Below are 20,082 nucleotides of genomic sequence, written 5' to 3' on the forward strand. Positions count from 1 at the left end.
TATCAGCGGCAGTACAACTGTGAGTAAGGAAGGGTTGGTTCTTTTTGCTCGCACAATATATGGCTTATACTGATACCGTGGGAACTTTATCCAGGCTGCAATTTTTGGGTATGATTTTTATAAAAAAGGTGATGGGAATGTTGAAGAAATTTTTAATCCTGTTTTGCGTAGCTTTCACCGGCTCATGCAGTTCCTTTGATGGGGACGAGTTGACAAATGGCTCATATTCTCAAGGGAAACGGCTTGACCCGAATTGTGATCATTATGCTGTCGGCGGTAGTGGCGGCGGTTGTACACTGGCAGGTCAATGGCATCTTAAAGATAAGCAAGGACAAAGAGTGCCATTCTAGCTTTTAAAAATGATTGTAGAATGGGCATTTAATTATTTAGGCCGTCTGAAATTTGGTTTTCAGACGGCCTTTGTTTTAGAGTAGATCTTGGATGGCTGAACGTTCTTCTTCTAATTCGGCCAGTGTGGCGGCAATACGTTTTTGGCTGAATTCATCCGACAAATCCAAGCCTTGGACGATGCGGTAGCTGCCTTCGTCGCAAATGACGGGAAAACCGAAAATCAAACCTTCGGGGATGCCGTAAGAGCCGTCGGAGGGGACGCCCATCGTTATCCATTTGCCGCTGCTGCCGAGCAGCCAGTCGCGCAGGTGGTAGATGGCGGCATTGGCGGCGGAAGCCGCGGATGATGAGCCGCGTGCGGCAATAATGGCGGCACCGCGTCCGGCGATTTTTGGCATGAAGACTTCGGTGTTCCAGTCGGGTTCGGTAATCATGTCTTGGACGGACTCGCCGTTGCTGGTGGCGTAGCGGTAGTCGGCATACATGGTCGGGCTGTGGTTGCCCCAGACACACATTTGCTCGATGGAAGTAATCGGGCGGTTGATTTTTTCGGCAATTTGGCTGACGGCGCGGTGGTGGTCGAGGCGCATCAGGGCGGTGAAGTTTTCCGGCAGGATGTCGGGGGCGGATTTCATGGCAATGTAGGCGTTGGTATTGGCCGGATTGCCGACGACGAGGACTTTAACGTTGCGATGGGCAACTTTGTTCAACGCCGCGCCTTGTACTTTGAAAATTTCACCATTGGCGTGCAACAAGTCGGCACGCTCCATGCCTTGCGTGCGCGGACGTGCACCAATCAAGAGGGCAATGTCGGCATCTTTGAAGGCGACTTCAGGGTCGTCTGTGGCGAAGATGTCGGCAAGGAGCGGGAAGGCGCAATCCTGCATTTCCATTATCACGCCGCGTAATGCCTGTTGTGCCTGCGGCAAGTCGAGCAGCTGCAGGATAACGGGTTGGTCGCGTCCGAGCATAATGCCGCCGGCGATACGGAAGAGGGTGGCGTAGGCGATTTGGCCTGCCGCGCCGGTAACGGCGATTCGGACGGGTGGCTTGAGGGTCATATTTTTCCTTTTGAAGTCTTTGTTTTACTTGATTTTCGGATTATAGCAGTATTATGGGGAGAATGATGTAGGAAGGCCGTCTGAAATTTGATTTTCAGACGGCCTTCAGTGTTTGAAAAGATTATTCGCCGTTTTTCTTTTCAGCTTGTTCTTCTGCTGCTTCATAGGCTTCGACGATTTTCTGCACCAAAGGATGTCGGACGACGTCTTCGCTGGTGAAGGTGTGGAAATACAGGCCTTCTACATCGCGCAGTTTTTCGCGTGCATCTTTCAAGCCGGATTTAATGTTGCGCGGCAGGTCGATTTGGCTGATGTCGCCGGTAATGACTGCTTTGGCACCGAAGCCGATACGGGTCAGGAACATTTTCATTTGTTCGGGCGTGGTGTTTTGCGCTTCATCCAAAATGACATACGCGCCATTTAAGGTGCGGCCGCGCATATAGGCCAGCGGCGCAATTTCAATCAAACCTTTTTCCATCAGTTTGGTTACGCGGTCGAAACCCATCAAATCATAAAGCGCATCGTAAAGCGGTCGTAGGTAGGGATCGACTTTTTGCGCCAAATCGCCCGGCAGGAAGCCTAATTTTTCGCCTGCTTCGACTGCAGGGCGCACCAAAACGATGCGTTCGATTTGGTGTTTTTCCATGGCATCGACTGCGGCGGCAACGGCAAGATAGGTCTTACCGGTACCGGCAGGGCCTAAGCCGAACACGACATCGTGGTTGAGCAAGGCGCGGATATAGCCGTTTTGGCGCGGGGTACGGCCGCCGATGCTGCCGCGTTTGGTGCGGAAATAGTATTGTTGGTCGTGGTGTTTTTCTTCGTGTTTTTCATCTGCGGTTTTTGCTTCAACGGCTGCGAGGCTGATGGCGTTGTCGTCCAAGTCGCCTTTTTCTGCGGCTTCGGCCAGTGACAGCAAGGCACGACGGCCGGCGTGTGCCAGTTCGCCCATGAAGGTGAAATGTTCAAAGCGGCGGCTGATTTGGATATCAAGGGCTTTGCCCAAGGCTTCGAGATTGCTGTCGAGCGCGCCGCACAGGCGTTGCAACACGGTATTGTCAATTTCTTCAAACTGCAGATGGACGGTGTGGGTCATATCGGTTTCCGTAAATAAATCTAATTTTTCCGTATTATACCCTTGTTCAGACGGCCTGATTTATAATACGTCGCTTCTTTTTAATAAACCGTTTCAATCAAAATGAATCACACTGCTTCTCCTCAATCGGAATTTCTGCGCGGTATCAAAGAAACCTCGCCCATGTTGATCGGCTTGTTGCCGTGGGCGCTGATTTTGGGCATGCAGGGCGGACAAAAGGGCATGAGTTGGCTGGAAATGCTGCTGATGACGGGCATGAACTTTGCCGGAGGTTCGGAATTTGCCGCAGTCAATTTGTGGGCAAATCCTTTGCCGATTATGCTGATTGCAACGGTTACATTTATGATTAATTCGCGCCATATCCTGATGGGGGCGGCGATTGCACCGTATATGAGGGATATGCCGCTGAAAAAGGCGATGCCCGCGCTGTTTTTTATGTGTGATGAAAGCTGGGCAATGGCGTTTGCTGAAATTCAAAAGCGTAAGGCGGCAGGTTTGCCAGCGTTCAATATGCCGTTTTATGCCGGCGTGTGTTTTATTTTGTATGTAACTTGGATTGGTTTTGCGGCATTTGGTGCGGCAGTCGGCCCGATGTTCGGCGATGTAGCGGCTTGGGGCTTCGGCATGGCGTTTCCTGCGGTGTTTTTAGTGTTGCTGCGCGGGATGTGGAAGAGCTTCGCGGCTTCACGCCCTTGGTTTGTCAGTCTGATTGTAGCATGCGCAACCTATTTGACCGTGGATGGCGCATGGTATGTTCCGGCCGGAACGTTGTCGGGCTTGTTGGCGGCGTATTTGTGGGGAGAGCAAAAATGAAGGATTTGTTGTCGCTGCAATCGTTTCTGCTGTTTTTAAGCATGTTGGCCGTTACCTATTCAACCCGATTAATCGGCTTTTTTGCATTGCGCAACCGTACGTTGAGCCGTCGTGCGCAAGTGGTTATGGAGGCTGCGCCGGGCTGCGTGTTGATTTCTGTGATTGCGCCTTATTTTGTGTCGGACAAACCGCATGAGCTGATTGCCATTGCTTTGACGGTATTGGCGGCCAGCCGGTTTTCGATGTTGGTGACGGTATTAATCGGGGTCGGTACTTCGGGCATACTCGGTTATTTGATGAAATAAAAAATTTTCAGACGGCCTTACTTGTTATAATGGCCGTCTGAATTTTTTGATAAAGCAAAAACATGGCAAACCAACGACTCATCTATGGCTTTCACGCCGTCAATGCCCGTTTGTGGCAAAACCCGAAATCAATTACCGAACTCTATATCCAAGAGGGCAAATCCGATGCACGCACCCGCGATGTATTGGATAAAGCGGCCTCTGAAAACGTACGCGTGCATTTTGCCGATGCCGACCGCCTGAATGCCATCAGCAAAGGGGCGCGCCATCAGGGCGTGGTCGGGTTTATCGATGCTTCCAAAAACCATGTTCACTTGGAAGATGTGTTGGAAAACCTGAGCGAACCGCCGTTTTTGCTGGTATTAGACGGTATTACTGACCCGCACAACCTTGGCGCGTGCCTGCGTACTGCCGATGCGATGGGCGTGCATGCCGTGATTGCACCCAAAGACAAAAGCGCCGGCCTGAATGCGACCGTCAGCAAAGTTGCCTGTGGCGCGGCGGAAACCGTGCCGTATATTACCGTAACCAATCTTGCCCGTACTTTGCGTGAATTGAAAGAATACGGCATTTGGATTGTCGGCACGGACATGGGCGGCGACTCCGACCTTTACCACTGCGACTTGCCCGACAGCGTAGCTTGGGTAATGGGCAACGAAGGCGAAGGCATGCGCCGCCTGACGCGCGAACATTGCGATATGCTGGTATCGATTCCGATGTTTGGCACAGTTGAAAGTATGAACGTTTCCGTCAGCGCAGGCATGGTATTGAGCGAAACCCGCCGTCAACGTGTGTTGAAATCGGAAAAATAAAAAGTGTAATTAAAAGGCCGTCTGAATGTTTTTCAGATGGCCTTTTTCAGGTTTATTCTTTAACCAAAGGGCCTGATTGCTTTTCATTACCGGCGGCAATGCGTACCAATTGGAGAAATTCCGATTTCAGCTCAAACGGATCATCACCTTGGACTTGCTGTACCATTTTTTCAATGTCGCTCCAGCCAAGTTTGCCGTTGTATTCGCCGCCGCGCAGGGCTTGGGCATAGGAAGCTGCTGCAAGGGCGAGCAGGGTGTCTTTATCGGCTTGCTCCAGCGGTTTGCTGCCAACGGGAATTGCGTGTTCCATCAGCTTGCTATCTTTTCCCCCGGGCAGTTTGTAGCGTACTTTAACAAAGGCGTATTCGTTTTTACTGCCTTTGGCGGCAGGGGCTTTTTGATAGCGTGATTCGTTCAGCCAGCCGTTTTTGCCTGCCGGAATGATTTCATAGATGGCGGTCACGCTGTGGCCTGAGCCGATATCGCCCGCATCGACTTTGTCATTGTTGAAGTCTTCATTGCGCAGGGTACGGTTGGTGTAGCCGACCAAGCGGTATTCTTTGACAGTAGCAGGATTGAACTCGACTTGGATTTTGACATCTTGCGCAACGGTGGCAAGCGTGGAAGTCAGTTGTTGTTGCAAAACTTTTTTCGCTTCTTTTTCGTTGTCGATGTAGCTGTAATTGCCGTCGCCTGCATCGGCAATTTGTTCCATCATGTCTTCGTTGTAATTGTCCGTACCGAATCCTAGCGTGCTGAGTGAAACACCGGTTTTACGTTTTTCGGCAACCATGGACTTGAGCGTGTCGGTATCAGATACGCCAACGTTAAAGTCGCCATCGGTCGCCAGTAGGATACGGTTGATGCCGTTGGGTACAAAGGCTTTTTGCGCTTCTTCGTAGGCCATGCGTAAAGCGGATTCGCCCGAAGTCGAGCCTTCGGCCTCCAGTTTGTCGATGGCCTTCAGGATAGTTTCTTTATCAGCACCTGATGTGGGTGGAAGTACCAGCTCTTCGCCTGATGAATAGGTAATCAGAGTAACTTTGTCCTGAGGATGTAATTGTTGGGTCAAGATCCGCAGCGTTTTTTGAACCAACGGAAGTTTATTTTCTTCATCCATGCTGCCGGATACGTCCACGAGGAACACAAGATTGGCAGGCGGCAAGTCTTTCTTTGCCGTGTCTTGTGCTTGGATACCGATTTTGATCAGCTTGGCTTCCGGTTGCCATGGAGAATCAATGGTTTCAGTGTGAACGGCAAATGGACGGCCGTCAGTAGGCAGCGGATAGTTATAAGGGAAGTAATTGACGATTTCCTCAATCCGTACAGCATCTTTAGGAGGCTGTTCGCCGCTGTTCAGAAATCGGCGGACGTTGGCGTAGCTGCCGGTATCGACATCGATGCTGAATGTGGAAACAGGCTCTTGAGCAACGGATTTAACCGGTTGGTCGGGTTGGTCTTGGTAGCGTTCGGTGTTTCGAACCTTGACAGTAGGTGTTTTAACCTTCTGTATGGCAACAATTTGGCTTTCCTTGAATCCTAGAGAGGGTCCAAAAGAGGGATTTGAGTATTCTTTTGAGTCAGAACATGCAGTCAAAGCTGCCAGAGTGAGTATGGAAACGGTTTTTAAGAAGAAACGGGGCATGATTCAAGCTCCTACGGATATGCTGTTATGAGTTAAAGAGCAGTGTATTGGTAATTTGAAGGTATTTTTATTTAAATTTTTCTTTAGGGTGTGCCCTAGGTATAACTAAGGTAAATAGCCATCTGAATATTTTCCAGATTACCTTTCAAAATTTTAATGTTGTTCCAAACGTTTGACTTCCGTTTCTTCTAAAACTTCCGCCTCCACCAAAGGAATAGTAACATCAGCATCTGTTGATGGTTTTAAAAGCTCATATACGGTTTTTTTAACGGCTGTTTCAATACGAGAACGCATTGCCCATACAAATAAAAACAATAAGATAAAAAATGAGGTAAAGATGAATAGTCCGTATAGGTAGCTGCCTAAAAGCTGGCCTATATAGAGTGAAAGGCTAAGTAAAACCAAAATGACGGCTACTGCTCCTGTAATGGCGAAGAGTAGGTAGAAAACGCTAGGTGCAGCATATTCAGAAGCCGTTTCTGCCAATTGTTCCTGTTTTTCTCGAACGTTATCTGAAATAGGATCAATAATTGCTTCCCGAAATTTTCTCTTTATAAAATTAAACATGGATTTCCCTTTTTTACTAGTTTATGAATTAAGGGCAGACAATTATTTATAAGGCGGCCTGGAGTAGACCGCCTATTTTTATTTGGACAATTCTGGTTTCTGATAATAGTTCTTAAACAAGCTTAAAATTTCTATGACGTTGTCTGAAATTTCAACTTTTCCAGTCTTATCATTAAAAAATGACAGTAAAACTTGGATATAAGCTTGTCCGACTGCTTCAGTAATTGCAGCGGCTGTTACTGCTGATATAGCACCTCCTGAAAAGCTGCCAGCCCATGGTACAAATTTCATAAGGCTGGATACAATAGTTTTGCCGACAGTAGCTAGTGCTGTTGAGCCCAGCATACCAGCGATAATAGATAGGGTCGTATTTTTGCTCATTTCCATTTCAAATTCGGCATTAATTGCAAAGATCATTTTACCTTGGATAGCAGCAATAATCGGAGCATCTGCAAAGGGAATAGGAATAGCACCTGCAGCACCTGCAGCACCTGCAGCTAGGTGTACACATTTTTGTGCTCCCTCCGTCATCGACTTTTTCTTTTGCTTTGTATCAACCTGCTGCGCTTTACGTAATGCTTCGATATGCTTTGCTTTTTGATTTTCAGTATTTCGGTCGGCATCTGCCAAACAGCTTTCAGTTTTTGTAATCAGATCCTCTAAGCCTTCGATGGGCACGGTCATGCCTCTAAAACTGTAACTAACAGAATTGACACGGACAAAGCGATTTTTCAAAAAAGCTCCATATTCTTCATTTAGTTTTGCTACAGCTTGCGTATAAAATGTTTGGCCTGCCTCAGCTTCAGTATCCGTGAATACAATCACTGTTGGAATACCAAAAGCCCGTAGGATGTCTAACAATTCGAATTCTCTACCTTCGATACGTCGAGAACTTTCTTTTATGCAAAGCCATGCAACATGCGGAACTTCATCATCCTTACCTGAATCAAAGGCTGTTTGAAAACCTGTTTTAATATCGTTGATTAATTGTTCTTTGGTAGCTTCATAGTCTTTCGCTTCAATACCTTTAGTATCCCACAGGGTTAACCCTTTTTTGGGTATATGGATTTTTTCTAAATATTGGGTTACAGGAATACCATCTTTTGAGCGGACAACATTATCGCCAAATACGGCATTGACTAAGGAGCTTTTCCCTGCGCCAGTTGCACCCAGTAAAACAATGTTTAAATTTCCGCGTTCTTTTTGAATAATTTCTTGCGCAGCATCAGAGTCAAATTCTCCTGTTTCTAGGTTGAATGAATTCCCTAGATATTGTTGATAGGTATTTTGAATACTTCCTAAAAGACCACTGTGCTGGCTTTTGATTTCCAAACTACCTTCTTTTCTAAGTATATCGCCATCTTTTAGGTAATTGCGCAAAAGTTGCAGTACACCATACCCTCCTCCTGCGATAGATAGCTTGATAGCAGAAATATTGTGTCTAGGTTAACTGAATTTGTTTTTGATCCTTTTGTTATAGATGATAGTGCGGAACTTAATAGAGTAATGGTTGGATTTAGAGACACTATACCTGTAATCGCACTTATACCAGACAGGATATCTTTATAGTCCATGCTGTGTATTGCATATACAGGTGCTTTCAATGTTTCAGAAACTGAAATGTAGGTTTCCCCAGCTTGTAGCGCTGCAGCTAATTCTTCATAAGTAGTCACTTTAGTCATGATTTTATAACTTCCGAAATGTATTGATTGAGAATAAGAGATGAGATTTTATATCGAAAATAAATATAAATACAGAATAATATTTATATTTAATAAGAATGTTATTCTTTTTTAAAGCAACTTCAAATATCAATTAGCAAGGCAATTGCAAAGTGTGGTAGAAAACAGGTGTGATGATTCGGGTGGCGCTAGTAGAGTATGTCAAGAAATATGTCTATTCATTTGTCAGAGCAAAAAATAAAACGTATTGCATTAAATGGAACAAATAATTGATTTGGTTGATACTTGAAGATTATGTATTTATTCAGAATTTGAGAAATTTAGAGTTGAATTAAGAAGAAACGGGGTGCCTAAAATTTTCAGATGACCTTGTTTCTTCTTATAAAGATTAATTAACTTTTCTTCCGGCGACGTTCGCCCGGCAGCAGCATGTCCGCCCATTTGATGATGTTGGCGACTTCTGCCGGATTGAGTTCGTAGAACTGGCCGCGTTTGAGGCGGTTTGGCAGGCCGATGGGGCCGAAGCCTACGCGGACGAGGCGGCTGACGGTGAGGCCTTGGCTTTCAAAAATGCGGCGTACTTCGCGGTTGCGGCCTTCTTTGATGACGACGTTGTACCATTTGTTTGCGCCTTCGCCGCCTTGTTCGTAGATGCGTTCCACTTTTGCTAGACCGTCTTCGAGCATGACGCCTTCTTCGGTCAGGACGCGCATTTGTTCGGTGGTCAACTCGCCCAATACGCGCACGGCGTATTCGCGTTCGACTTCAAAGCTGGGGTGGGCAAAGCGTTGAACAAGTTCGCCTGAAGTGGTCAGGATCAAAAGGCCGCTGGTATTGATGTCCAATCGGCCGATGGCTACCCAGCGGCTGCTGGCTGCTTGCGGCAGACGGTCGAAGATGCTGACGCGGCCTTGCGGATCGTCGCGGGAAACGATTTCGCCTTCTTGTTTGTAGTAGAGGATGATGCGTGGCAGGCGGTCGGCCCATTTGAGTTTGATGATGCTGCCTTTGACGGTAACGTGGTCGTCGGGCGTAACTTTTTCGCCCAGTTGGGCGACGCGGCCGTTGACCGTTACCCAGCCGTTGCTGATCCATTCTTCCATTTCGCGGCGTGAGCCGACGCCGGAAGCGGCCAGGACTTTTTGCAGTCGCTCGGGTTCGAAGCGTGAAAGGTCGCTGCGGCGTTCTTTCAAATCGCGGGCGTGTTCCATGATTTTTTGGTTGGGGTTGCGGACAACCAGTTTTTTGGCTTTGGCAGCACGTTGTTTGGGCGCGGTATTTTGAGCTTTAGGGCCGTCTGAAACTTTTTGGCCGTAAGGTTTGCCTGATGTTTTGCGTTCGTCGTCGGGACGTTTTTTATTGGCAAAGGATTTGGCCGGTTTAGAAGGTTTTTTGGCGGTAGATGATACGCCGTCGCGCCATTGGCGTTTGCTGGAAGGCTGTTTGGACATGATTTTTCCTAACTCGCTTGAAAAAGCGGTTCTTCTGCGGCATTTGCGGCAGGGGTTGGATTGGGGGAAAAGGCCGTCTGAAAATCAGATTCAGACGGCCTGCCGATGAAAGGTTGTATTGTAACTCAACCAGTAATTTTTTGTTTGAAAATCCGAAAATTATGGTGAAAGGCGTTCGCGTATCCAGTTGCCGTCAACCAGGCGGTATTGGATGCGGTCGTGCAGGCGGCTGGGGCGGCCTTGCCAAAATTCGATACGGTCGGGAATAACGAGGTATCCGCCCCAATGCGGAGGACGGGGAACATGCAGGGGATGTTTGACACCGACGGCTGCGGCTTTGGCCACTAAAACGGCTTTGCTGGAAATCACTTCGCTTTGTTCGCTTGCCCATGCGCCGATACGGCTGGTGTAGGGGCGGCTTTCAAAATATTCGTCCGAAGCGGCGGCGTCGAGTTTTTCGATGCGTCCTTCAATGCGCACTTGGCGCTCGAGTTCCGGCCAGAAAAAAGTCATGGCGGCAAAAGGGTGTGCAGTATAGGAGCGGCCTTTGCGGCTGTGGTAATTGGTAAAGAAAACAAAGCCTTTGGGGTTGACTTCTTTCAGCAGCACCATGCGGCTGTTGGGTCTGCCGTCTTCGCCTACGGCGGCAACGTTGACCGCAGTCGGCTCGTTGACTTCGGCGTGAATCGCTTCGTTCAGCCATTGCTCGAATTGGACAATCGGGTCGGCGTGGCATTCGGCTTCCGACAGCTCGCGTTTGCTGTAATCTTCGCGGATATTGTGCAGATCCATGATTTTTCTCCTTAGGTCTGACTGAATCATACTCCGTTTTTTCAGACGGCCTCAAGGGCATTTGTGTATAATCGTAGCCCTTTCCAATATAGAACAATACGGAGTCCTGTCATGCAAACCGAAGTCGAACTGAAAATCTTAAATCCGAAAATGGCCGATTCCCTGCCTGCTTATGCAACGCCCGGTTCTGCCGGTTTGGACTTGCGTGCCTGCCTGGATGAAGCCATTGTATTGCAGCCGGGCGATGTATATCTCGTTCCGACCGGTTTGGCGGTGCATTTGGCCAACCCCACGTATGCAGCTGTTTTGTTGCCGCGTTCCGGCTTGGGTCATAAACACGGTATTGTTTTGGGTAACTTGGTTGGTTTGATTGACTCGGATTATCAAGGCGAATTGAAGGTTTCTTTGTGGAACCGTGGTAAAGAAGCGTTTACCATCGAGCCGATGGAGCGTATCGCGCAAATGGTGATTGTGCCGGTTGTCCAAGCCGCGTTTAAGGTTGTGGACGAGTTTGCCGCCAGCGAGCGCGGCGAAGGCGGATTCGGCAGCACCGGCAAAGCCTGATGATTTAAAAGGCCGTCTGTTAAGAGGAAAATTGAAATATTTGATTTCGGTTTGCCGTTGTTCAGACGGCCTTTTTGTTGTGCCAACCTTTGCATAATTACACACAAGATTGCATTTTTATATCTTGCCTGCATGGCCGACGTACCCAATAATACAGGCCGTCTGAAACCTTTACGGAGCGTTGTTATGTCCCGCCCCTCACTTTTTCTGCCTTTATTTTTGATTATCTTTGGTGCGATTTGGTTTTTACGCGCTACGGATATTTTGCCTGCGACATCGACAATGATTGCCGGCGCATTAATTATTTTGGGCTTTGCCGTGTTGATTATGGACGGCATCAACAAACAGTCCATTGTTTCCGGCCCGATGCTGATTTATATCGGTACAGCCATTTATCTGCACATGAGCTACTGGATTTACCTCTCGCCGTTGCTGGCCATCGGCATGGTCGTGTTGGGTTGCCTGCTGTTGCTCTCGCGCAGCGATATGATTCCTGAGAAACACACAAAATAGAAAGATGAGAGATTTGGGTTTTGCCCTATAAAGGCCGTCTGAACAATGGTATAATCCGCCGTTTCAGACGGCCTTTTTATTGTGGTTTAAATTTAAAATTTGCCCTTACGGCCGCACCGTTTTCTTACATTTTGCAAAGTTTCCGCCATGACTCAAGACAAAATCCTTATTCTCGACTTCGGCTCGCAAGTTACCCAGCTGATCGCCCGCCGCGTGCGCGAAGCCCACGTTTACTGCGAATTGCATTCTTTCGACATGCCTTTGGACGAAATCAAAGCCTTCAACCCGAAAGGCATCATCCTCTCCGGCGGCCCTAATTCCGTTTACGAATCCGATTATCAAGCCGATACCGGTCTTTTTGATTTGGGCATTCCGGTCTTGGGCATCTGCTACGGCATGCAGTTTATGGCGCACCACTTGGGCGGCGAAGTTAGCCCGGGCAACCAACGTGAATTCGGTTATGCGCAAGTGAAAACCATCGACAGCGAGCTGACACGCGGCATTCAAGATGATGCACCAAACACGCTCGACGTATGGATGAGCCATGGCGATAAAGTTTCCAAACTGCCTACCGGCTTCTCTGTCATCGGCGACACCCCGTCTTGCCCAATTGCCATGATGGAAAACGCTGAGAAACAATTCTACGGCATCCAATTCCACCCTGAAGTGACCCACACCAAACAAGGTCGCGCGTTGTTAAACCGCTTTGTCTTGGATATTTGCGGCGCACAACCAAGCTGGACCATGCCGAACTACATCGAAGAAGCCGTCGCCAAAATCCGCGAACAAGTAGGCAGCGATGAAGTGATTTTAGGTTTGTCCGGCGGTGTGGACTCTTCCGTAGCGGCCGCGTTGATTCACCGCGCCATCGGCGACCAACTGACCTGCGTGTTTGTTGACCACGGTCTGTTGCGTTTGAACGAAGGCAAAATGGTGATGGACATGTTTGCCCGCAACTTGGGCGTACGTGTGATTCACGTTGATGCCGAAGAGCAGTTTTTGGCGAAACTTGCCGGTGTGACCGATCCGGAGAAAAAACGCAAAATCATCGGTGCGGAATTTATCGAAGTCTTTGACGCTGAAGAGAAAAAACTCACCAACGCCAAATGGTTGGCGCAAGGTACGATTTACCCTGACGTAATCGAATCCGCAGGCGCAAAAACCAAAAAAGCCCACGCCATCAAATCCCACCATAACGTCGGCGGCCTGCCTGAAAACATGAAGCTCAAATTGCTTGAACCATTGCGCGACTTGTTCAAAGACGAAGTGCGCGAATTGGGTGTGGCTTTGGGTCTGCCCCGTGAAATGGTGTACCGTCATCCGTTCCCAGGCCCGGGTTTGGGCGTGCGCATCTTGGGCGAAGTGAAAAAAGAATACGCCGACTTGCTCCGTCAAGCAGACAATATTTTCATTCAAGAATTGCGCAATACTACCGATGAAAACGGCACATCTTGGTACGACCTGACCAGCCAAGCCTTTGCCGTATTCCTGCCTGTGAAATCCGTCGGCGTGATGGGCGACGGCCGTACTTACGATTACGTCGTAGCTTTGCGTGCCGTGATTACCAGCGACTTTATGACTGCGCACTGGGCTGAGCTGCCTTACTCGCTGCTTGGCCGCGTGTCCAACCGCATCATCAACGAAGTCAAAGGCATCAACCGCGTGGTTTATGATGTCAGTGGTAAACCGCCTGCCACAATTGAGTGGGAATAATCCCTAAAGAATAAGGCCGTCTGAACAGATATTGTTCAGACGGCCTTATTCTTTAGGGACTAAGCCCAATTAAAATTGATTTTTCAATTCACGCAAAGCGGCGAAGACTTCGAGTTCGCTGTTTAATTTTCGTCCGCTCAATTCTTCGGCGCGTGCCTGAACTTGGGGCAGGTGTATGCGGAAAAACGGATTGACTTTGCGTTCGTGCGCAAGGCTGACAGGCAGCGTTGGCGTGTGTTCGGCTGCAGCCAAGGCCGTTTGAATGTCGGCGTTGTCCGGTTCGATATGCTGGGCAAAGCGCAGATTAGAGGCGGTATATTCGTGTGCCGGATAAAACAGCGTTTCTTCGGGCAGTTGGTTGAATCGGTGGAAGCTGTCGTAAAGCTGCTCGATTGTGCCGGTGAATACGCGGCCGCAACCGGCGGAGAACAAGGTATCGCCGCAGAAAACGTGCAGGCCGTCTGAATTTTCCAGCAGATAGCTGATGTGGCGGTCGGTATGGCCGGGGGTCGCCCAAACGGTAACCAAGCCTTCGCCAAACGGGAACTGCGTACCTGCGGTGACGGTATGCGTCGCCACGTCGATGTCGCTTTCGCCATAGATTGGGGATTCTAAGAAGCCGTTGTGCAGTGCTTTTGCGCCACCAATATGGTCATGATGGGGATGGGTAATCCATATTTGCGCCAGCATCAAGTGGTTGTGAACAAGGAATTTTAAGACTGGCGTGGCATCGGACGGATCGACGCAGACGGCATGGTTGCCTTCTTGAATCATCCAGATGTAGTTGTCGTTTAGGGCTTGGATTGGTGTGATTTTCATATGCTTTCTTCTGGTTTGGGGTTTCAGACGGCCTCTAAATAATCTTTGATATTCGGGCTTTGGCCGAACACGGCTTCATGGGCTTGCTGGATGCTCAGTCGGTTGAACAGCAATCTTTGGGTTTGGTCGCCGTCGATAATCCGCACTTGGCCTTGCAGTTTGGGCGCGTCGTGATGAAAGGTGTTTTTAAACGCGTGCCAACGGTCAGTTTGCAGATGGACGACGGCAAACATATCATGCGAGATATTAACGCCGACACTGAATAGCTTGGCCGAGGCTTGCAGGCAGAAACTGCTGTCGCCAAACAGGCAAAGCCCTGTGTTTTCCGGATAGCGGAACAATTCGATTTTCACGGCTTCGGGTTCGGCAAAGATGTTGCAAAACAACCGTTCAAACAACGACGGTTGCGCCACGCCTTCGCTCAACATACCGTAAAGCCCGCCCAACCAATCAACATAGCCGAGAAAGGTGAAACGGTAGTTCTGCATAATGGCTTCGATGCGCTTGGGGTCGCGTTTGCTGATTAAGCGGACAAATTCAAAACCGACTTCCGGCAGCCGTGCCCGAAGTGTTTGGTGCAGGCGATGGGCAAACAGGTTTTTATGGTTGTACGGATTGCGCAGAATGCCGAGGAATTTTAGCCGCAATATCCGCCACAAGGCATCCGGTACTTTGACGGTGTCGGCATTTGCCGTAGTTGTTTTCAGACGGCCTGCAGGTAAGGTGCGCAGATGATTGCAGGCTTCTTCGTAGCCGCTTTCATGACGGTTGAACCAGCTTTCCAGATTGTATTGGTTGGCGGAGTCTTCGACAAAGGTCAGCGTATAGAGGTTTTTCGCCGCCAAGTTGCCGATGATGTTGACGCTTATCGCTTCGCTGCGGTTTTGTTCTTTGCCGCGGGCTTTTTCGCCAGTATGGAACATGGACAAGGGTAGCTTGTAAACATTCTGATTCTGCGGGCTTACCTGCGGATTATGCGTGTGCTGCCGTTGCTCGGTCTGGGCGACGAAGTGGTGTTCCTTCGTCGGATTCGCGGTCAACAGGGCGTAAGGCTTTTCACCGCATTCGGAAAATTCGCAATCGCTGAGGATAAAGGCTTGTCGAGTCATAATGTCGGAAAAGGCCGTCTGAATATGTCGATTATAGTTTAAAAGAGGGAATTATACAGAATGATGTGGAGATTTCCCTGACAGCTGAAACCTAGACATAGATTTTCGGCTGTTTTCATTCTTAATCCTTTCTTTTAAAATATCCCCAATATTTTTAATTTGATTACTCAAATCTCAACATAGTTAGCGTCAAAATATAATAGGTATTGTCTAAATTATGCCTTATTAATTTAAAATATTATTATATTTTATTTAGCTTATATTTTTTAATTAATTTTATATAGATTAACAAAAACAATATAATTAAAATATCAAAAGTAATAAAAATCGATAATATTTGAGTTATATCATAGATTGTAATGAGTATATCTTCGGCGGAACTCATCATTTCTATCTTATATTTAATTGTTAAAAAAACATTTAAAATATAGACTATTTGAAAAATAAGAACCAATGAAACAAAAATCTTTATCAATATCTTACCTAAGATACTCATTTTAATTTCCTATTTATTCATAAATGAAATGTTGTGTGGTAGCCAATGCAGAGAAGAGTAGTAAAAGACAAAAAGACCGTCTGAAACAGGTTGGAGCGAAGTCCGATATACCTATTTTCAGACGGCCTTTTTCTTTCAAATCAGAATCAGGATACGATTTAGCCCAAAGCCTTCCTTGCCCCGGCAAAGAGGCGGTACCAGCCGGACAGTTCCGTCCAGTCTTCCGGTTTCCAGCTCATTTGCGCGGCACGGTATACGCGTTCCGGATGCGGCATCATGATGGTCACGCGGCCGTCGGCGTTGGTCACACCGGCGATGCCCTGCGGCGAGCCGTTAGGGTTGAGCGGATAAGTTTGGGTTACTTGGTTTTGACCGTCTACATATTGCAACGCAATACCCAAATCGGCAGAAATGTTGCCGCCGTGAAGCGCGAAGTCGGCGCGGCCTTCGCCGTGGCTGACCACGACAGGCAGGCTGGAACCTTGCATTTCGTTCAGAATCAGCGACGCAGATTTCGGAACATGAACCATGCTCAGGCGCGCTTCAAACTGTTCGCTCAAGTTGCGTTTGAACTTCGGCCATGTTTCTGCACCCGGGATAATCTCGGCAAGGTTGCTGACCATTTGACAGCCATTGCACACGCCCAATGTCAGCGTGTTCGGGTCGGCAAAGAAGGCGGCAAATTGGTCGCGCAGAGCAGGGTGGAACAGAATCGATTTCGCCCAGCCTTCGCCTGCACCGAGTACGTCGCCGTAGCTGAAGCCGCCGCACGCCGCCAGCATTTTGAAGTCGGCAAGGTTGACGCGGCCTGCCATCAGGTCGGACATATGCACGTCGTAAGCATCGAATCCGGCGCGGGTAAAGGCGGCGGCCATTTCGATTTGGCCGTTTACGCCCTGTTCGCGCAGGATGGCGATTTTGGGTTTCGCGCCGCTGTTAATGAATGGCGCGGCGATGTCTTCATTCACGTCAAATTTCACGTTGGCAAACAATGCGCTGCGTTCGTTGTCGCCAATCAGGGCAAACTCGCTGTCGGCGCAGGCAGGGTTGTCGCGAAGGCGTTGAATGGCATGGCTGGTTTCCTGCCATGCGCGTTGCAGGTCGGCGCGTGGTTGGTCGAACAGAGTTTCATCGTCAACTGTGATTACAAGACGGTCGGATGTCGGATTGATTGTGCCAATATAATGGCTGGCAAATTTGCCTATCTTGCGCGGAGAGAAGCCTCCCTTGTTTACAAAAAATTCTTTCTTGTCAAATTGCTTGAGTACATAATCAGCATCTTCTGCACGAACTTGTAAAACTGCACCAAGCTCTTCATTAAACAGCGAACGGATTACGTTTTCTTCGGTAGAGATGATAGAACCAGCATTAACAAAGCCTAGGTCGTGGTCAACCTGGGCAGGTGTATAGGTTGCTATCGTGGTTGCAAAAAGTATGCTTCCCAATGTGATATCTAACCCGCAACGCCCCGCAAACGCCATTTCCGCCAGCGTCGCAAACAAGCCGCCGTCGCTGCGGTCGTGATACGCCAAAAGTTTGTCTTTGGCGACAAGCTGCTGAATCACGCCGTAAAAGTCTTTCAGACGGTCTGTATCGTCCAAATCAGGCGCGTCGCCGGTCATATTGTTGTACACCTGACCGAACGCGGAGCCGCCCATACGCGCTTTGCCGAAGCCCAAATCAATAAACAGCAATACGCTGTCTTCGACGTTTTTCAACTGAGGCGTAACAGTCTTGCGTACGTCTTCCACTGGCGTAAACGCGGAGATAATCAGGCTCAACGGCGAAACAACGGATTTTTTCTCTTCGCCATCCTGCCACACGGTTTTCATCGACAGGCTGTCTTTGCCCACGGGGATGCTTAAATCCAATGCCTGACAGGCTTTGGAAACGGCTTCGACGGTGCGGTAGAGTTTTTCGTCTTCGCCTTCGTTGCCGCACGCCGCCATCCAGTTGGCGGAGAGCTTGATGTTGCCGATGTCGCCGATGTTGACCGCCGCGATGTTGGTGATGGCTTCGCCGATGCACATTCTACCTGACGCGGGTGCGTCAAACAGGGCGACGGTCGGTTTTTCACCCATAGACATCGCTTCGCCGCGATGGGTGTTGAAACCCATCATGGTAACGGCACAGTCGGCTACGGGAGTTTGGTATTTGCCGACCATTTGGTCGCGGTGGGTCATGCCGCCGACGCTGCGGTCGCCGATGGTAATCAGGAAGTTTTTAGCAGCTACGGTAGGCAGGCGCAAAACGCGGTAGGCGGCTTCGGTAATGTCGATATCGCCCGCGTTAAACGGTTTTTCAGACGGCGTAACCGTTTTGTCGGTACGCGTGGTTTTGGGCGGTTTGCCGAGCAAAACGTTCAACGGCAAATCGACAGGGTTGTTGGAGAACAAGTCGTCGCGTACTTTCAAATGACCGTCATCGGTCGCCGTGCCGACTACGGCAAACGGGCAGCGTTCGCGTTCGCAGATGGCGCGGAAGGTCTCCAAATCTTTTTCCAAAATGGACAACACATAACGCTCTTGCGATTCGTTACACCAAATTTGCAATGGGCTGAGGCCGTGTTCTTCCAGCGGTACTTCGCGCAGTTTGAATACCGCGCCGCGGCCGGCATCGTTGACGAGTTCAGGGAAGGCGTTGGACAAGCCACCTGCGCCGACATCGTGGATGGAGATAATCGGGTTTTGGTCGCCAAGCTGCCAGCAACGGTCGATGACTTCTTGCGCGCGGCGTTCGATTTCGGGGTTGCCGCGTTGTACGGAGTTGAAGTCCAAAGATGCGTCGTTTGTGCCGGTGTTCATGGAAGAGGCTGCGCCGCCGCCCAAGCCGATGAGCATACCCGGGCCGCCCAGTTGGATCAGCAACGCGCCTTCGGGGATTTCGTCTTTATGCGTCTGCTGCGCCTGAATGCTGCCCAAGCCACCGGCAATCATAATCGGTTTGTGGTAGCCGCGAACTTGGCCGTCAAACTTCTCTTCAAAGGTGCGGAAGTAGCCCAAGAGGTTCGGGCGGCCGAATTCGTTGTTGAACGCCGCGCCGCCGATCGGGCCTTCAATCATGATGTCTAAAGGGGAAGCAATATGGCCGGGTTTGCCGTAGGCTTGTTCCCAAGGCTGCTCCAGGCCCGGGATATTCAGGTTGGAGACGGTAAAGCCAGTCAAGCCTGCTTTAGGACGTGAGCCTTTGCCCGTTGCGCCTTCATCGCGGATTTCGCCGCCCGCGCCCGTTGCCGCACCCGCAAACGGCGCGATGGCGGTCGGGTGGTTGTGCGTTTCCACTTTCATGATGATATGCGTGTCTTCTTCGTGGAAACGGTAGCCTTGGTTTTCCGCCACATTCGGATAGAAACGCTCGATTTTCGCGCCTTCGATCACAGACGAATTGTCTTTATAGGCAACGACCGTGCCTTCGGGATGCGCGTTGTGCGTGTCACGAATCATGCCGAAAAGCGATTTTGGTTGTTTTTCGCCATTGAGGATGAAGTCGGCGTTGAAGATTTTGTGGCGGCAGTGTTCGCTGTTTGCCTGCGCGAACATCATCAGCTCCACATCGGACGGATTGCGGTTTAAAGCCTGATAGTTTTCAACCAGATAATCGATTTCGTCGGCGGAGAGTGCCAAGCCCATTTCAGTATTGGCTTTGACCAAAGCCTCTTTACCGCCGCCCAATACATCTACGCTGGAGAAGGTTTCCGATTGGATGTGGTGGAACAGTTGCGCCGCTGCATCGATGTCGGTCAACACGCTTTCGGTCATGCGGTCGTGCAACAGGGCTGCCCATTGTTGTTTTTGCCCGTCGGTAAGCGCACCTTCCAACCATACGGCCATGCCGCGCTCGATGCGCTCAATGCCTTCCAAACCGCAGTTTTCGGCGATATTGGTTGCTTTGGAAGCCCAAGGAGAAATGGTGCCCAAACGGGGCGTTACCAAAAATAAATGCAAGCCCTCGCGCGCTTTGGGCGTTTGTTCAACGCTTTGCGCCGCCAGTAAGGCTTGCAGTTTTTCGACTGTCGCGGCATCAAGTGCTTTTTCGCTACCGACAAAATACCAAAATTCGCTGCTTAATTTGACTTCGGGCAGGCCGAGTGCGGCTGCTTTTTGAAAGAGTTTTTCAACACGGAAATCGGAAAGGGCGGTTACACCGCGCAAGGGCAGAACAACAGACATGGATTCAGCTCACAAAATGCAGTTGGGGAATCCATTATTATACCTGAAAAATGCGATTTTGCTTGTGAATTTATACTTGAAATGTTGACAATTTTTACTTGTGAACAGAAGACGGAAAAAGCCG

18 protein-coding genes are annotated in these 20,082 nt (G+C 49.3%); 7 read left to right on the forward strand and 11 right to left on the reverse strand.

Going from position 1 to position 20,082, the window contains the following annotated elements; all coding sequences use genetic code 11:
- Nucleotides 1-59 precede the first annotated feature (59 nt).
- On the forward strand, nt 60-350 hold the full coding sequence (locus tag CYJ98_RS03195; RefSeq protein ID WP_159068739.1) for a hypothetical protein: 291 nt from the start codon (nt 60-62) through the stop codon (nt 348-350).
- A 75-nt stretch (nt 351-425) separates the two neighbouring features.
- Here the strand turns inward: CYJ98_RS03195 and CYJ98_RS03200 are convergent, their stop codons facing one another.
- Together CYJ98_RS03200 and CYJ98_RS03205 are read right to left on the reverse strand one after the other, a co-directional pair.
- A complete protein-coding gene (locus tag CYJ98_RS03200; RefSeq protein WP_101756223.1) occupies nt 426-1,412 on the reverse strand; it encodes a malate dehydrogenase in 987 nt (328 codons plus the stop codon).
- 121 nt (nt 1,413-1,533) lie between these two features.
- Entirely contained in the window at nt 1,534-2,508 is a 975-nt protein-coding gene (locus CYJ98_RS03205; RefSeq protein ID WP_004520317.1) for a PhoH family protein, read from the reverse strand.
- 102 nt (nt 2,509-2,610) lie between these two features.
- Between CYJ98_RS03205 and CYJ98_RS03210 the strand changes: the two genes are divergently transcribed.
- The 3 genes from CYJ98_RS03210 (at nt 2,611) to rlmB (ending at nt 4,438) form a co-directional block, all read left to right on the forward strand.
- Entirely contained in the window at nt 2,611-3,321 is a 711-nt protein-coding gene (locus CYJ98_RS03210; protein ID WP_101756224.1) for an AzlC family ABC transporter permease, read from the forward strand.
- Nucleotides 3,318-3,626 (forward strand): AzlD family protein, encoded by a 309-nt coding sequence (locus tag CYJ98_RS03215; protein WP_003680717.1) that lies wholly within the window; start codon nt 3,318-3,320, stop codon nt 3,624-3,626. Before CYJ98_RS03210 ends, CYJ98_RS03215 begins: the two co-directional genes overlap by 4 nt.
- Nucleotides 3,627-3,688: 62 nt before the next feature.
- Nucleotides 3,689-4,438 carry a 23S rRNA (guanosine(2251)-2'-O)-methyltransferase RlmB gene (gene rlmB, locus CYJ98_RS03220; RefSeq protein ID WP_004520319.1) on the forward strand — a complete coding sequence of 250 codons (750 nt, stop codon included), beginning with the start codon at nt 3,689-3,691 and terminating at the stop codon, nt 4,436-4,438.
- 52 nt (nt 4,439-4,490) lie between these two features.
- On the opposite strand, the gene CYJ98_RS03225 is transcribed toward rlmB, so the two are convergent.
- From CYJ98_RS03225 to pdxH, 6 genes are all read right to left on the reverse strand, one after another.
- Nucleotides 4,491-6,083, reverse strand: coding sequence for a vWA domain-containing protein (locus CYJ98_RS03225; protein WP_101756225.1), 1,593 nt, complete (start codon nt 6,081-6,083; stop codon nt 4,491-4,493).
- Nucleotides 6,084-6,236: 153 nt separating this feature from the next.
- Nucleotides 6,237-6,650 (reverse strand): hypothetical protein, encoded by a 414-nt coding sequence (locus CYJ98_RS03230; RefSeq protein ID WP_101756226.1) that lies wholly within the window; start codon nt 6,648-6,650, stop codon nt 6,237-6,239.
- A 78-nt stretch (nt 6,651-6,728) separates the two neighbouring features.
- Entirely contained in the window at nt 6,729-7,982 is a 1,254-nt protein-coding gene (locus CYJ98_RS03235; protein ID WP_143485311.1) for a YcjF family protein, read from the reverse strand.
- A gap of 32 nt (nt 7,983-8,014) precedes the next feature.
- Nucleotides 8,015-8,332: a hypothetical protein gene (locus tag CYJ98_RS03240; RefSeq protein WP_143485312.1), complete on the reverse strand. Its 318-nt coding sequence runs from the start codon at nt 8,330-8,332 to the stop codon at nt 8,015-8,017.
- A gap of 392 nt (nt 8,333-8,724) precedes the next feature.
- Nucleotides 8,725-9,783: a pseudouridine synthase gene (locus CYJ98_RS03245; RefSeq protein WP_003686367.1), complete on the reverse strand. Its 1,059-nt coding sequence runs from the start codon at nt 9,781-9,783 to the stop codon at nt 8,725-8,727.
- A 159-nt stretch (nt 9,784-9,942) separates the two neighbouring features.
- Complete coding sequence (pdxH, locus tag CYJ98_RS03250) at nt 9,943-10,575, reverse strand: pyridoxamine 5'-phosphate oxidase (RefSeq protein WP_049335246.1); 633 nt, start codon at nt 10,573-10,575, stop codon at nt 9,943-9,945.
- Between the two features lie 111 nt (nt 10,576-10,686).
- On the opposite strand from pdxH, the gene dut reads away from it, so the two are divergent.
- The 3 genes from dut (at nt 10,687) to guaA (ending at nt 13,365) form a co-directional block, all read left to right on the forward strand.
- Nucleotides 10,687-11,139 carry a dUTP diphosphatase gene (gene dut / locus CYJ98_RS03255; RefSeq protein WP_070873757.1) on the forward strand — a complete coding sequence of 151 codons (453 nt, stop codon included), beginning with the start codon at nt 10,687-10,689 and terminating at the stop codon, nt 11,137-11,139.
- Nucleotides 11,140-11,325: 186 nt separating this feature from the next.
- Nucleotides 11,326-11,652, forward strand: a complete 327-nt coding sequence (locus CYJ98_RS03260) for a hypothetical protein (RefSeq protein ID WP_167382877.1) — start codon at nt 11,326-11,328, stop codon at nt 11,650-11,652.
- 147 nt (nt 11,653-11,799) lie between these two features.
- Nucleotides 11,800-13,365, forward strand: coding sequence for a glutamine-hydrolyzing GMP synthase (gene guaA, locus CYJ98_RS03265; RefSeq protein WP_101756229.1), 1,566 nt, complete (start codon nt 11,800-11,802; stop codon nt 13,363-13,365).
- Nucleotides 13,366-13,434: 69 nt separating this feature from the next.
- Here guaA and gloB read toward each other — a convergent pair whose 3' ends face one another.
- The 3 genes from gloB to purL form a co-directional block, all read right to left on the reverse strand.
- Nucleotides 13,435-14,184, reverse strand: a complete 750-nt coding sequence (gloB, locus tag CYJ98_RS03270; protein WP_101756230.1) for a hydroxyacylglutathione hydrolase — start codon at nt 14,182-14,184, stop codon at nt 13,435-13,437.
- Between the two features lie 23 nt (nt 14,185-14,207).
- Nucleotides 14,208-15,293, reverse strand: a complete 1,086-nt coding sequence (locus CYJ98_RS03275; protein WP_101756231.1) for a hypothetical protein — start codon at nt 15,291-15,293, stop codon at nt 14,208-14,210.
- A 654-nt stretch (nt 15,294-15,947) separates the two neighbouring features.
- Entirely contained in the window at nt 15,948-19,958 is a 4,011-nt protein-coding gene (gene purL / locus CYJ98_RS03280; protein WP_101756233.1) for a phosphoribosylformylglycinamidine synthase, read from the reverse strand.
- Nucleotides 19,959-20,082 lie beyond the last annotated feature (124 nt).

Source organism: Neisseria perflava, from assembly GCF_002863305.2.
Taxonomy (GTDB): Bacteria; Pseudomonadota; Gammaproteobacteria; order Burkholderiales; family Neisseriaceae; genus Neisseria; species Neisseria perflava_A.